Source organism: Vitiosangium sp. GDMCC 1.1324, assembly GCF_003044305.1.
Lineage (GTDB): Bacteria > Myxococcota > Myxococcia > Myxococcales > Myxococcaceae > Archangium.
In genome coordinates, this window is sequence record NZ_PZOX01000039.1 from 1 (window position 1) to 14,103 (window position 14,103).

Genomic DNA, 14,103 nt, shown 5'->3' on the forward strand with positions numbered 1-14,103 from the left:
TGCTCGCTGGAGCCGGACGCGGTCGTACCTGGTCAGCCCCCGCTGGGCGGGGCCCAGTGCCTTCCTCATCGGCACACCGTAGGCCCCGCCGCGCTATTGTGTCAGGAACTTTTGCCTACCTACTTAGTAGCTCTTGGCGCAGTAGCCGCCGGCCGCGTTCACCCAGTTCTGCTGGATGAGGTACTGGCGGGAGCCGAGCGTCATATTGTACTTGGAGCCGTTGGACGCGGTGGAGGTGGTGCCCCAGGTCCAGGCGCACTTGTCGGCGTTCTCGGCGCCGGACGTGTCGTACCAGGCGTTCAGGTCGGGGTCGGTCGCCGCCTCCTCGAGCTCGTGGGCGATGATGGAGGCCATGCCGTCCGCGCCGACGTTGCCGTTCGGGCTGGAGGCCGTCTGACCGGCGCACGACGACGGGCAGCGGGCCGCGTTACCCACGAAGCTGTACTTGATGTCCGAACCACCAATGGTGCCGTGGGTGTGCCAGCCGCAGTACTGGGTGCAGAAGCCCGAGGACGCCGTCACGTCCTGCGAGGTCAGCACGAAGTACACCGCGTTGGTGTTCTTGGGCAGCGTGCCGGCGTTGATGGCGTCCGCCACCACCTGCTGGATCTTCGCATCCGTCAGCGAGGTGCCGTACGGATAGGCCACTGTGGTGCTGCCGCCGTACACCACCGAGTTGTTCACGATACCGCCGGAGCTATTGGTGTAGGTGGTATTGATATTGAAGTACGGAGATCCACCGATGCTGTTGGCGAAGTCGGTGAGGATCGTCGTGGCGGTGTTGCCCGACCAGTTGCCGTACCAGATGTAGTAGATGGTCTTGGTGCCCGTCATGATCGGGCCACTGTGGTACGAGATGCCGTTGCTGGCGGCAGTCCCGGTCGGCTTGGCGGCCGTGGAGACGAACTGGCTGGCGATACCACCGCCCTTGCCCTCGGGCTTCACATCCACGGAGTCCTGCGTCTGCTCATCCTGCGACTGCTCCTCCATTCCACCGCAGCCAACAGCAGCCAGGAGGGAAGACAGAATCACGTAACGCACTGCGCGCATGGGGGGACCTCTCGGGTTCGCCTCGGAGCGCCGGAAGAGAAGTTTCCGGTCACGGGCGAAACAATCCCTAACACTTCCCACCGGCCAAGAAAAGAGGGCTGGCTTGGATTGCAGCTCTTTTTTGCCTGTCCGGCTTTCTTGAGGATGCAATTGATTGACATGAAATCATGGGGCATTCCGCCCGATCTTCCAGGGCGCTGGCGGACGCGCAGAAAAAAGACGGCGGGCCTCCAGCCGTAGCTCTGGAGACCCGCCGCCCATGTCTTCTGCAATCCGTTGGAGGACCCGCGACCCGCCGTCAGTACTTCACGGCGCAGTAGCCGCCAGCCGCGTTCACCCAGTTCTGCTGGATGAGGTAGTCACGGGTGCCGAGCTTCATGTTGGCCTTGGCGCCATTGGCCGTCGTGTAGGTGGTGCCCCAGGTCCAGGCGCACTTGTCCGCGTTCTCGTAGCCGCGGTTGTCGTACCAGGCGTTCAGGTCGGGGTCGGTCACCGCCTCCTCGAGCTCGTGGGCGAGGATGGAGGCCATACCGTCCGCGCCGGCATTGCCGTTGGGGCCCGTGGTCTGGGCCGCGCACGACGACGGGCAGCGATCCGGGTTGCCCACGAAGCTGTACTTGATGTCCGAGCCAGCGATGGTGCCGTGGGTGTGCCAACCACAGTACTGGGTGCAGAAGCCCGAGGACGCATTCACGTCCGAGGAGGTCAGCACGAAGTACACCGCGTTGGTGTCCTTGGGCAGCGTGCCGCCGTTGATGGCATCCGCCACGATCTGCTGGATCTGCGCGTCGGACAGCGAGGTGCCGTACGGATAGGCCACCGTGGTGCTGCCCGCGTAGTGCACCGCGTTGCTCACCTTGGCGCCAGCGCTGTTCGTGTAGGTGGTGTTGATGTTGTAGTACGGCGAGCCGCCGATGCTGTTGGCGAAGTCGGTGAGGATGGTCGTGGCTGTATTCCCGGACCAATTGCCGTACCAGATATAATAGACGTTCGTGGTGCCCGTGATGATCGGTCCACTGTGATAGGAGATGCCGTTGCCCGGTGCGGCCTGCCCCGACGGCTTGGCGGCATTGGAGAGGAACTCGCTGGCGAGACCGCCGCCCCTACCCTCGGGCCTCACATCCACGGAGTCCTGAGTCTGCTCATCCTGGGATTGCTCTTCCATTCCACCGCAACCCACAGCAGCCAGAAGAGAGGACAGCATCACGTAACGCATTGCGCGCATGGGGGGGCCTCACATGTCGCCTCGGAAGACCGGCAAAGGAATTTTCCGGTCACGGGCGACGCATTTCTTAACATCTCCTGAAGACCAGCGAAAGAGGGGCTCTTGGTTTTTGAGACTTTTCTCTGCCTGTCCAAGATTTCCACACCCGCAAGCGATTGCCACGGATTCTGGGGCATTCAGCCCCGCGAGGCGCAAGGAATTGCTCAATGAGCCAGACGATGGGGCATTCCACCCCGCACAACCCCATACGCGGCGTATGACTCGGGGCAATCCGCCCCACGGCGCTGTGGATTGATTCCACAAGTCAGGGCGAGCCCCCCCCGGACGACGCACGGCGAGTCACAGACATACACGACAAGTCACATGCTTGACGTGCCAATTGCATAGACGACACACCAAGCACCTGATTGACATGCCAATTTTTGACCGAGAGCGTCAACTGAAATGTCGCAAAACATACAGAGCGTCCTGCTTCGCGAAGCCTGGCGCCTGTCTCGCCAAGGACTGACACGGGCCCTCTTCCCGAAACAGGCCATGCCTTGTCAGAGTTCGGGGCCCCATGACTCAACACCCCCGCTCCCCCCGATTGTTTGTCGCGGTGCTTCCGCTGCTCCTGCTCGCCATGGCTTGCGGCAAGTCTCCCGACAAGACGCCCACGGATGAGACACCGCAGAGCACGCCCATCCCGCCCGAGCAGTTCGCGCAGGAATACGCGGCGGCCATGTGCGAACGCGCGCAGGCGTGCGGAAACCTCGCGCCCTATCTGGTCGATGGGTGCAAGACCGGCGCGAGCATGCTCATCGGCCCCGACGACGTGAAGAAGGCCGTGGACGCCGGCAGGCTCGTCTATGACGCGGACCTGGCGCGCCAGTGTGTCAATGGCATCGCGAAGACCCGGTGCCTGCAGGACGACCTCAGCGACGAGGTGCAGGCGCTCTGCTACGCCGCGGTCAAGGGCACGGTGCAGAAGGGAGAAGCGTGCTCGTTCCTCTTCGAGTGTGCCGCGGGCACCTGCGGAGGGACGACCGAGAACACGTGTCCCGCCACCTGTCCGGACGTACTTGCCGAGGGACAAGAGTGCTCGCGCATCCACGGAGCGCCGTGCGATGAGCGCGCCGGCCTGCGCTGCTCGGGAAACGTCTGCGTGAAGCCCGTGGACAAGGGCGAGAGCTGCGTCGACAACCTCGGCTGCAAGAGCGGGCTCCGCTGCGCGAGCAGCACCAACACGTGCGTGCCGCCGGCCACGGAGGGCACTGCCTGTGAGGAGGATGCCTCTTGCGCGGAGGGCCTGTACTGCCAGGACGGCATCTGCGCGGTTCGCAAGGGCGAGGGTCAGCGATGCTCGCTGGGGCCGGACGAGGTGGATCCCGCGCTCCGCGGTGCCCAGTGCAACGACGGACTGGTGTGCAAGGGCGCGGGGCTGGACTCCGAGGGCAATCCCCTCTCGGGGAGTTGCGTCAAGCCCTCGGCGGAGGGCGGCCCCTGTATGGACGCGCCGGCGAACAACTATGGCTTCAGCGACGGCTGCCTGACCGGTCTGAGCTGCGTGAACGGTGTCTGCACCCTGCCTCCCGTCAGTGGCGAGTGCCCCGCCTCCGGTACCTGCCGCCCCGGTGTGGCGTATTGCGCGGATGACAACACCTGCCAGCCCCTGCGACCCAACGGCGCGGCCTGTGACATCCCCCCGCAGTGCGCGAGCCGCAACTGCGCCGATGGGACGTGCACCCCCGCCGTCAACTACTGCCACGAGTGACAGGCTTCAGGGGGAGCGGCCTGGCTACCTGGCCGCCCCCTCCCAACCCACACGCATTGACATACACACACCGCCTCCGAGCGCGACAGGAGCCCCGATTGACAGCCAAACATCGGTTTCCATCTACTACGCCCGTGCAAAACATCTGGAGCATGCGTTGGTTGGGCGCGGTGGTCCTCGCGCTCGCGGGACTGGCCTGTGGTGAGAAGTCAGACTCCGAACCCCTCACGGTGAAGGCAGAGGACGGGACGGATCTCCCGCTGCGAGAGACAACGCCGGAGCTCCAGGCGCGGTTCAAGGAGGGCGACGCGCTCTTCGACTTCACCTACAACGAATCGGATGGGCTCGGGCCGCTGTACATCCGGGCCGCGTGCTCCTCATGTCACCAGTCCGCGGGCAAGGGGCCGGGCGCGGTGCAGAAGATGGCGGTGGTGGAGCCGGACGGCGTCACCTCCTCCGAGGACCAGAGCGCGCTCGCCTGGGGACACACGGTGCGCCCCTACAAGACGGCCGGTGCCACCCAGACGATCCAGGCCCCGGGAAGCGCCCAGAATGTGAAGCTGTCGCTGCGCGTGGGCCCGGCGGTGTTCGGCCGCGGCTACCTCGAGGCCATCGCCGACTCGGAGATCGAGCGGATGCAGGCCGAGCAGTCCACCCGGACCGATGGCATCCACGGGCGGGTGAATCGCGTCACGTACCACTCCCAGCCCAACCCGGAGCAGCCGTTCCACACCCACCAGCCGGGCCAGGGCAACCTCATCGGCCGCTTCGGCGTGAAGGCCCGCATCTCCACGCTCGACGAGTTCACCGCGGACGCGATGCAGGGCGACATGGGCATCACTTCGCCCATGCGTCCGGCCGAGCCCGCCAACCCGGATGGTCTCACCGACGACGGCAAGCCCGGCACCGACGTGGACCTCGCCCGCGTGAACGCGGTGGCCGATTACATGCGTCTGCTCGAGATTCCCAAGCGCGCGACGCCCGGCGCCGACGGCCCTCGGCTCTTCGCGGAAGCGCGGTGCTCCGTGTGCCATGTGCCCTCGCTCCAGACGCGGAGCGACTACCCCCTCGCGCCGCTCGCCGGCCGTGATGCGCCCGTCTACTCGGACCTGCTGCTGCACGACATGGGCACCGGCCTGGCGGACGGCATGGTGGACGAGAGCGCCACCTCGCGCGAGTGGCGCACCGCCCCGCTCATCGGCCTGCGCTTCTTCACGACCTACCTGCACGACGGGCGCGCGAAGACGCTCCGCGAGGCCGTCCTCGCCCACCAGGGCCCTGGCTCCGAGGCCAATGACTCGCTCAGCCGCTTCCAACAGCTCTCCAGCTCCGAGCAGTCCGCGCTGCTCGACTTCGTCTCCTCCCTGTAATCCCCCCACTCCCGACGAGAACCCCCCATGTACCGCCGGTTCCTCCCCCTCCCCTTCCTCCTCCTCTCCGCCGCGTCCTGCGGCAGCGAGCGTCCTCCCCAAGAGCAGGCCCTGCTCGATGTGAAGAGCTACATCCAGACCAACCTGGACGAGCTCCACAGCGCGGTGGTGGAGCTCCAGAAGGATGCCCCCGCTCCCGATGCCGACGGTTGGAATGCCACCCAGGACGCCGCCGCGGTGCAGAAGATGAAGGCGGACTGGCGCCGGGCCCGCATCGCCTACGAGCACGTGGAGGGCGCCATCGCCATTCTCTTCCCCGAGCTCGACGTCTCCACCGACCAGCGCTACGACGGCTTCATCGCCACCGGTCCGGATGATGACCTCTTCGACGACGAGGGCGTCACCGGCATCCACGCCGCCGAGCGTGTCCTCTGGTCCGACTCCATCCCCCAGCGCGTGATGGAGTTCGAGAAGGGCCTGCCCTACTACCAGCCAGCCGCCTTCCCCTCCAACGAGAACCAGGCACGCGAGTTCAAGGAGTTGCTGCTCACGCGGCTGGTGGCGGACGTCCGGATGATGAAGGCCCAGTTCGCCCCGCTCGCGCTGGACACCTCCGCGGCCTTCCGCGGGGTGATCGGCTCCATGGGCGAGCAGGTCGAGAAGGCCAACAAGGCGGCCTCCGGCGAAGAGGAGTCCCGTTACGCCCAGTACACGCTGGCGGACATGCGCGCCAACGTCGAGGCGGGCATCTCCATCTATGGCTACTTCAAGCCCTGGCTGCTCGAGCAGCCCGGCGGCAAGGAACAGGATGCGAGGATCGCCGCTGGCTTCCAGCGCGTCCAGGAGCGCTACGCCTCGTTGACGGGTGACGCGCTGCCCGAGGTCCCCGCCACCTGGAGCTCCGCGAAGCCCTCGGCGCAGGATCTCTCCACCCCCTTCGGCCAGCTCTACCAGGTCCTCGTCACCGAGTCGGATCCCGATGCCACCGGCTCGCTCGTGAGCGAGATGAACACCTCCGCCGATCTGCTCGGCATTCCCCGCCTGCCGTGAATCCCATGCGAACCTTCTTCCTGCTCGGCGTCCTCGCCGCTACCGGCTGCGGCGGTGATCCCGACGCGACGACCCCTCCAGATGTCACGGACGACACGCCGTTCATCGCCCTTCAGCGCGACTTCCAGTCGTTCTCCTCCTGGGAGCACTTCCATCTGGAGGGAGATGGCAACGGCACTCCGCACACCGGCGGCAACCGCGACATCTACATCAACAAGCGTCCGCCCAAGGGAGCCACGCAGTTCCCCACGGGCACCATGATCGTGAAACGCACGGACGGCGTCGGGGACCCCGAGAATGGCGGTCCCCGCACCTTCGCCATGGTCAAGCGCGGCGGTGACTACAACAAGGCCGGCGCGTTGAACTGGGAGTGGTTCGAGCTCATCCAGAGCAATCCCGACGACGCCTCGAGCCCCTGGCAGATCTCATGGCGCGGCCTCGGCCCGCCCGTGGGTGGCCAGTACGGCTCGAACGACGGAGGTTGCAACGGCTGCCATGGCCAGGGTGTGGCCAATGACTACGTGCAGGCCTCGGTGCTCCAGCTCTCCACGCTGGCGCGCTAGCTCCCGAAGGTGCGTCCGGACCGCCCCCCTCCCGACGGCATGCCCGTCCCCCGCATATGGGGACGGGTGAGCCCGGGCCTCCACGCCTGGAACCGGACGAGCCCGCCTCCCCTGAACAGACGGCGAGGCATAGCCTTACTCGAGGGGGACCTGGATGCCGTCGAGAGGATCCATCAGTCTTCGAGCGCTATCGAAGTCCACGGGGTTCCGGGCCACCGTGTACGCGCTCGGAGTGGTCCTCCTGAGCAACGCGAGCTCCCGCTTCGTCTTTCCCCCCGAGTCCAACGCGGTCCTCTGGCTCCCCCCAGGGCTGAGCCTCGCGGTGCTGGTGCGCGCCCGTCGCCGCCACTGGCCGGCCTACCTGACCGCCAACTTCCTGGCCCACCTCGTCCAGGAGATCCTGCGAGGAACTCCCCTGGCGGTGAACCTCATCTGGGCGGTGGGCAATACCCTGAGCCCCCTGCTCGGAGCGGTGCTGATGCGCCGGTGGGCGGGTGAATCCACGCTGTCGTTCACCCGGGTCCGTGACGTCGCCGTCTTCCTGATCGCCGGAGGGCTGATCAGCCCCCTGCCCAGTACCACGCTGGGCGCGGCGGCCATTGTCTGGAACGTCGGCGCCTCCTCCTTCTGGACGCAATGGCTGTACTGGTACCTCAGCGACATGCTCGGCACGCTGCTGGTCACCCCGCTGCTGTTGACCTGGGCACCGCGGGAGGATCACCTCGCCCCGCCCCAACGCCCCGTGGAACTGGCGGTGACGTGCGGGCTGCTGGCCCTCTTCTCCCACGTCATCTTCGGCCCGGGGATTCCCAACCTCCTGCCGCTCTCGCTGCCCTACGCCTGCTTCCCCTTCCTCCTCTGGGCGGCGCTCCGGTTGGGACCTCGCGGCGCGGCGACGGCCTCGGGAGTCGTCGGCACCCTGGCCGTGTGGCACACCACCGCGGGCCATGGCCCCTTCGCCTCCACCCTGGCCCCCATCCGGGTGCAGATGTTCTCCGTCCAGGCCTTCCTCGTCGTGGTGCAGTTGTCCGCGCTCACCCTCGCCGCGCTGGTGTGCGAGCGCCAGCACGCCGAGCAGGCTCAGCGTCTGCTGGCCCGCGTGGGCACGGTGCTCGCCGAATCCCTGGACTACCGCGTCACTCTGCCGCGCATCGCCCACCTGCTCGTCCCCAGGATCGCCAGCGGCTTCGCCCTCTGGTTGGAGTCCGAGGACGGACGCTGGGAGCAGGCGGCCCAGACCGGACTGCGGCCCGAGCAGGAGCAGCGTCTCCAGGAGCAATTGCGCCAACAGTCGGTCCCCACCGTCGCCCGGAGGGACCCGGAGATGGGCGTCGCCGTGCTCGTGCGGCTGCACCGCAAGCGCGTGCGGGGAGGGCTCGCGCTGGTGGCTCCCGGGTGGCATCCGCTGGATGCGCGCGATGTGGCCTTCGTCGAGGACCTCGCGCACCGCTGCGTCCTCGCGCTGGAGAACGCGCGCCTCTTCCAGGAGGCGAACGAGGCCATCCACGTCCGCGACGAGTTCCTCGCCATCGCGGCCCATGAGCTGCGCACCCCGCTCACCGCGCTCAAGCTGCACCTGCAGAGCCTGACGCGCCTGATGGTCCGGCTCTCGCAGGCCACGGAGCTTCTGGCCCGGCTGCAACTGGTGGCCCGGCAGGTCCATCGCCTGTCCCAACTGGTGGAGCGGCTGCTCGACGTGGGGCGCATCAACACCGGACGGCTGCGGCTGGAACGGGAGGCGGTGGATCTCTCCGAGCTGATCCACCGGGAGAAGGAGCTCCTCGCGGGAGACCTCGCGCGCGCGGGCTGCCCGCTCTCGGTGCGGCTCCACTCGAGCATCACCGGCTGGTGGGACCGGTACAGGCTGCAACAGGCCCTCACCATCCTGCTGAGCAACGCCATGAAGTTCGGCGCCCGTCAGCCCATCGAGCTCGAGGTCGACGAGACGGGCGAGCGCGCCCGCATCACCGTGAGGGACCATGGCATCGGCATGACGTCCGAGGCGATGGAGCGCATCTTCGGCCGCTTCGAGCGGGCGGTGTCGTCCCGGGAGTATGGAGGGCTGGGACTGGGGCTGTTCATCGCCCGGGAGATCGCCGAGGCCCACGGCGGGAGCCTCCATGCCGCGAGCACTCCCGGGAAGGGGACCACCTTCACCCTGGAGCTGCCGGCCTCCCACCTGCCGGAGATGCTTCACGAGACCCCCCTCCCCGCTCCCCATTGAAGGCACGGTGCGTCGATCCGCCACCCTGGGGAGCTCCCGAGCGCCTGCGCCTGTGGGGCATCCACCCAGTCGCCCATCGGGCCGCTTTTCTGTTACGACTGCCCCGGACATTCCCCACCCAGGTGCGCGCCTCCCCCCCGCGCACCGGGAGTGTGAGGAGACTGCACGATGAAGCTGCGTACGCTGGGCCTGTCGGTACTCGGTGCGATGGGTCTCTGCGCCCTGTCCGCCTGCAAGAAGGACGAGGCCGCCCCCGCTCCCGCGCAGGCTCCGGCTCCGGCCGCGCCCACCGTCAAGGCCGCGCCGCTGCCCGCGGATACGCCCCTGCCCCAGGACTCGGAAGAGGCCGCCCAGGCCCCCAAGGGAGGTGGCTCCGTCCACGGGTTCGTCACCTTCAAGGGCACGCCCCCCGCTCCCTCGCCCATCATCCCGGGCACGGATCCCAACTGCGAGGGCATGGACCTAGTGGATCAGCCCGTCCAGGTGAAGGCAGGCAAGCTGGCCAATGTGCTGGTGCGCGTGCAGGGCAACGTGCCCGGCGCCCCCACGACGCCTCCGAGCACCATGGTGGTGGTGGACCAGAACCGGTGCACCTACCAGCCGCGCGTGCAGGGCGCCGTCGCCGGCCAGCCGCTCGTGCTGATGAACAGCGATGGCACGCTGCACAACGTGCGCGGCATGTCCGGCGGCAAGCAGCTCTTCAACGTCACCCAGCCTCCCCTGAAGACGAAGGAGGCCCAGCCGCCGAAGGACGCGGACGTCATCCGCCTCAAGTGCGACATCCACCCGTGGATGACCGCCTTCGTGGTGATGAGCCCGCATCCCTACTTCGCCACTTCCGGCGAGGACGGCGCCTTCACGCTCCAGGGCGTGCCGCCAGGGACGTACACCCTCGAGGCCTGGCACGAGACGCTCGGCACGAAGACGGCCCAGGTGACGGTGAAGGAAGGCCAGGACACCGAGGTGTCCTTCGAATTCGTGGCCGCGAAGTAGGCGCGCGGCCCCCTGAACGCACCACGGGCTCCAGGTGGCAACCTCCCACCGGAGCCCGGGCTGGGACTGCCTGCTTCTTCTTGCCTACTTCTTCTTGATGGTGAGCTTCGCCTCGGTGGCCTTGCTGCCACCCTCGGCCTTGATGGTGACCGCGCCCGCCTTCACCGCCGTCACCTTGCCGGTGGCGTCCACGGTGGCGACCTTCTCGTCGCTGGTGGCGTAGGTGAAGGACACGCCCTTGATGGCGGCCCCGTCGGTGCCCTTGGCGACCACGGTGAGCGCCGCGCTCTCGCCCACCTTCAGGGTGGCGGGCACGGTCTCGAACGCCACCGCGTCCACCGCGGGCAGCTTCACGGTGACCTCGAAGCCCTGCGTCAGCTTGCCGGAGCTCACCGTCACGGTCGCGTTGCCCACGGCCTTGGCGACCAGCTTGTTGCCTTCCACCGCCACCACGTTGGCGTCGGAGCTGCTGTACTCCAGCTTCGCCGTCTTCACCGGCCGGCCGGCGTCATCCTGCACCTCGGACTCCACCACCGCCTCCGAGCCCAGGCCCGTGAGCGTGAAGGGCGCGCCCGTCACCTTGATGCTCGAGGGGATGACCACCTCGACGGCGGCCGCGCCGCTCACCTCTCCGGACTTGACGGAGATGGCGGCCGTGCCGCTCTTCACCGCGGTCACCTTGCCGGTGGCATCTACCGTGGCGACCTTCGCGTCGCTGGCGGAAAACTCGAACTTCGCCTTCTCCACGGGCTTGCCGTCCGCCGTGAGCGCCCGCGCGTCCAGGGCGACAACCTGGCCCGCCTCGGACAGCTCCACCGTCGCCGGCTTCACCTCGATGCGCTCCACCTTCTGGCAGGCGGAAGCGAGCATGACGACGGACGCGGCCATCAGCGGATTGAACAGCCTCTTCATGATGAATGTGCCTCCCACTCGCCCCGGGGCGAGTGCTTGATGTCGGGGATGAGGAACTTGGGGGTCCAAGGACCTGAGCGGTTAAACCCGCCACGCTTCAGCAATCCATGTTCCATATCCGACATCACTCCGGCGGGCGTGAAGAGCTGTGGACGGCAGGGACAGTCTACGCGGCGGGTTGTCCTTTTTTTCCACATCCGCCCTCGCCGGGCGAAATCCGGTTACGGTGGGGCCCGCCAGCACTCCGCGACATGCACCCCGAATCCAGAGCCGACACGACACACGCCCGGTACGCGCCCCGGAGGGACGCACGGTGAAGGGACTGTGGCTCGCGCTCCTCCTGCTCGGCCTCCCGGTGTGGGCGGCGCCCTCAGGTGTGCCGGTGTGCGAGCGGCCCTCGTCCCCGCCTCCGGAAGTGGAGCGGCCCTTTCCCGAGGAGGTGCAGCGGGCGCTCGAGGCGCTCGTGCGCGCGGAGTTCGCCCGGGAGCCGCACGCGGGCCTCGCGGTGGGGGTGCTGCGTGGAAGTCAGCGTTGGGTGGGCGCCTATGGCTCGCGAGACGTGGCCCGCGGACTGCCCGCGACGCCGAGGACCACGTGGCGGATGGCCTCCATCACCAAGACATTCACCGCCGTGGCCGTGCTGCAGCTCGTGGAGCAGGGCCGAATCGATCTCGACGCCGACATCCGCACGCTCGTGCCCGCGTGGCCGCAGAAGCGCTGGCCGGTGACGGTGCGGCAGTTGCTCGGGCACCTGGGCGGCGTGACGAACTACGGCCGCTTCGGCCCGAGCCATGACACCGGGCCGCTCGACACCGCGGGCGCGGTGGCCCTCGTCGCGGGCTATGAGCTCGAGGCCGAACCCGGCACCCGCTTCATCTACAGCACCTGGGCCTACAACCTGCTCGGCGCCGCCATCGAGGCCGCGTCGGGACAGAGCTATGGGGAGTACCTCCGGGAGCACGTCTTCGGACCCGCTGGCATGGAGCACGCGGCGCTGGATGATCGCCGCACCCGTGACGAGCACCACGCCGCGGGCTACCGCGTCCGGGAGGGGCAGCTCGTGCCCTCCAAGGTCGTCGATGTGTCCGGCCGCTTCGCGGGAGGAGGCACCCGCGCGACCATCGAGGATCTGCTCGGCTTTGGCGGAGCGCTGCTCGACGGCCGGCTGCTGTCGCGCGCCAGCTCGGGGCTGATGCAGACGCCGATGAGCACCCGGGATGGGCACCTCACTGACTACGGCATGGGCCTGGCGACCTGGCCGCTGCGGGGCCACTACGTGGTGGCCCACTCGGGGGCACAGCCAGAGACGTCGACGCTGCTCCTGCTGCTGCCCGGAGAGGACGTGGCGATCGTGCTCGCGAGCAACGTGGAGGGCCAGGCCGCCTCACTGCGGCGCATCGCCTACGGCATCATCGAGCTGCTGCTCGAGGGCAAAGGCTCCCGGCTGAACGCGCGCCTCCAGGATCCGGTGGACGCGGTGGTGAACGAGGGGTTGAACCGCATCTTCGGCTATGGGCTCGCGTACCACCTGTGGGCCACGCGAGGGCCGGGGACACTGCCCGGGACGGACGGGCTCTCGGAGTCCTTCGAGCAGGCGACGCGGATGCTGGATCGGAGCGCCATCGCACGCGCTCCGAACGCCGCGCGGGAGCGCATCCTCTCCGCCCACGGACCGAGCGAGGGCTGGCTCTTCGTCCGGGTGGGAGCCCACATGGCCCGGACGCTCGAGGAGGCACTGGGGCCCGAGCGGCTCGACAGCTACCCGGCAAGGGGTCCGCTCGCCTTCTTCAACGATTACCTGGCCGCCTGCGAGTCGAGGGCCTGCCCCGATCCCCTGCGCTTCAACGAAGCGCTGCGCGCGGACCTGCGCCGCTTCACCGGGGGAAACATCGAGCCCTCGAAGCACTGACCTGGCCCTCCAGTGCCAGCAGGAAGATAAGCCGATTCAGCACGAGAACCCGCTCTGACGCCCCGGTGTGTCCGCACGTATCCGTTGAGCACGTGAGGACGAACATGATGACGAGCTCGGAGCGGAAGGATGTGGTGATTGTAGGAGGCGGCCCGGCGGGCCTGAACGCGGCGCTGGTGCTGGGGCGCGCTCGCAAGGAGGTCCTCCTCTGCGATGGGGGAGTCCGTCGGAACATCATGGCGGAGGGCATCCATGGCTTCCTCACCCGCGATGGGACTCCGCCTGATGAGTTCCGGCGAATCGCGCGGGAGCAGCTCCGCCCGTACGGTGTCGAGGTCCGAGACACCCGCGTCACCTCCGTGGAGCGCACCGCCTCGGGCTTCCGGGTCGCCCTCGAGGGAGGACGCGAAGTGGTGAGCCGCCGCGTGCTGCTCGCCATGGGCCTGGTGGATGAGGTGCCGGACCTGCCCGGCTATCGCGAGCTGTGGGGCAAGAGCATCTTCCAGTGCCCGTATTGCCATGGCTGGGAGGTGCGAGATCGCGCCTTCGGGGTGCTCGCGACGAGCGCGCCGCTCCTCGACTTCGCCCTATTCCTCACCGGCTGGTCACGCGACGTGGTGGCCTTCACCGATGGCGCCTGGGAGGTGCCCGCCGAACAGCGCCAGCGGCTCGAGCGCGCCGGAGTCCGCCTCGAGCACCGGCGAGTCCGCCAGCTCATCTCCCGCACCGGGCACGAGCCGCACGGAGACCACCTCGAGGCCGTGGAGCTGGAAGACGGGACGCGGGTGGCGCGCGAAGTGCTCTTCGCCCGTCCGCTCCAACGGCAGACGGAGCTCGTGCTGCGGCTCGGCGTCGCCCTGGATGAGAAGGGTTTCGTGCGCGTCGATGCGCACCAGGAGACCTCCATTCCAGGAATCCACGCGGCGGGCGATCTCACGACGCCCCTCCAGGCCGCGACCGTGGCCGCCGCTGCGGGGTTCCAGGCCGCGGCCATGATGAACCATGCCCTCAACCTGGAGAACGCGGACTCCGGAGTGCATCCCCGGGGTTGAGC

11 protein-coding genes are annotated in these 14,103 nt (G+C 68.0%); 8 read left to right on the top strand and 3 right to left on the bottom strand.

All coding sequences use genetic code 11. From position 1 onward, the window contains the following. Positions 1 to 123: 123 nt before the first annotated feature. Both DAT35_RS55445 and DAT35_RS55450 read right to left on the bottom strand, forming a co-directional pair. Entirely contained in the window at positions 124 to 1,050 is a 927-nt protein-coding gene (locus tag DAT35_RS55445; protein WP_108077587.1) for a hypothetical protein, read from the bottom strand. 298 nt (positions 1,051 to 1,348) lie between these two features. Next, entirely contained in the window at positions 1,349 to 2,275 is a 927-nt protein-coding gene (locus DAT35_RS55450) for a hypothetical protein (RefSeq protein WP_108077588.1), read from the bottom strand. Between the two features lie 559 nt (positions 2,276 to 2,834). On the opposite strand from DAT35_RS55450, the gene DAT35_RS55455 reads away from it, so the two are divergent. The 6 genes from DAT35_RS55455 to DAT35_RS55480 all read left to right on the top strand — a co-directional run bounded on the left by DAT35_RS55455 (position 2,835) and on the right by DAT35_RS55480 (position 10,228). Continuing rightward, complete coding sequence (locus DAT35_RS55455) at positions 2,835 to 4,028, top strand: Dickkopf N-terminal cysteine-rich domain-containing protein (RefSeq protein ID WP_108077589.1); 1,194 nt, start codon at positions 2,835 to 2,837, stop codon at positions 4,026 to 4,028. A 98-nt stretch (positions 4,029 to 4,126) separates the two neighbouring features. Beyond that, the gene (locus DAT35_RS55460; protein WP_233262280.1) at positions 4,127 to 5,398 is read left to right on the top strand and encodes a di-heme oxidoredictase family protein; all 1,272 of its coding nucleotides are present in this window, start codon (positions 4,127 to 4,129) and stop codon (positions 5,396 to 5,398) included. 27 nt (positions 5,399 to 5,425) lie between these two features. Next, positions 5,426 to 6,448, top strand: coding sequence for an EfeM/EfeO family lipoprotein (locus tag DAT35_RS55465; protein WP_108077591.1), 1,023 nt, complete (start codon positions 5,426 to 5,428; stop codon positions 6,446 to 6,448). A 5-nt stretch (positions 6,449 to 6,453) separates the two neighbouring features. Further along, positions 6,454 to 7,011: a hypothetical protein gene (locus DAT35_RS55470; protein ID WP_108077592.1), complete on the top strand. Its 558-nt coding sequence runs from the start codon at positions 6,454 to 6,456 to the stop codon at positions 7,009 to 7,011. A gap of 154 nt (positions 7,012 to 7,165) precedes the next feature. Next, positions 7,166 to 9,235 (top strand): MASE1 domain-containing protein, encoded by a 2,070-nt coding sequence (locus DAT35_RS55475; RefSeq protein WP_108077593.1) that lies wholly within the window; start codon positions 7,166 to 7,168, stop codon positions 9,233 to 9,235. Between the two features lie 168 nt (positions 9,236 to 9,403). Next, complete coding sequence (locus DAT35_RS55480) at positions 9,404 to 10,228, top strand: carboxypeptidase regulatory-like domain-containing protein (protein WP_108077594.1); 825 nt, start codon at positions 9,404 to 9,406, stop codon at positions 10,226 to 10,228. Between the two features lie 84 nt (positions 10,229 to 10,312). Here the strand turns inward: DAT35_RS55480 and DAT35_RS55485 are convergent, their stop codons facing one another. Beyond that, positions 10,313 to 11,140 carry an Ig-like domain-containing protein gene (locus tag DAT35_RS55485; protein WP_199243304.1) on the bottom strand — a complete coding sequence of 276 codons (828 nt, stop codon included), beginning with the start codon at positions 11,138 to 11,140 and terminating at the stop codon, positions 10,313 to 10,315. A gap of 313 nt (positions 11,141 to 11,453) precedes the next feature. Here DAT35_RS55485 and DAT35_RS55490 point away from each other — a divergent pair, with 313 nt between their 5' ends. Both DAT35_RS55490 and DAT35_RS55495 read left to right on the top strand, forming a co-directional pair. Then, entirely contained in the window at positions 11,454 to 13,049 is a 1,596-nt protein-coding gene (locus tag DAT35_RS55490) for a serine hydrolase (RefSeq protein ID WP_108077595.1), read from the top strand. A 104-nt stretch (positions 13,050 to 13,153) separates the two neighbouring features. Continuing rightward, positions 13,154 to 14,101 (top strand): NAD(P)/FAD-dependent oxidoreductase, encoded by a 948-nt coding sequence (locus DAT35_RS55495; protein WP_233262281.1) that lies wholly within the window; start codon positions 13,154 to 13,156, stop codon positions 14,099 to 14,101. Positions 14,102 to 14,103 lie beyond the last annotated feature (2 nt).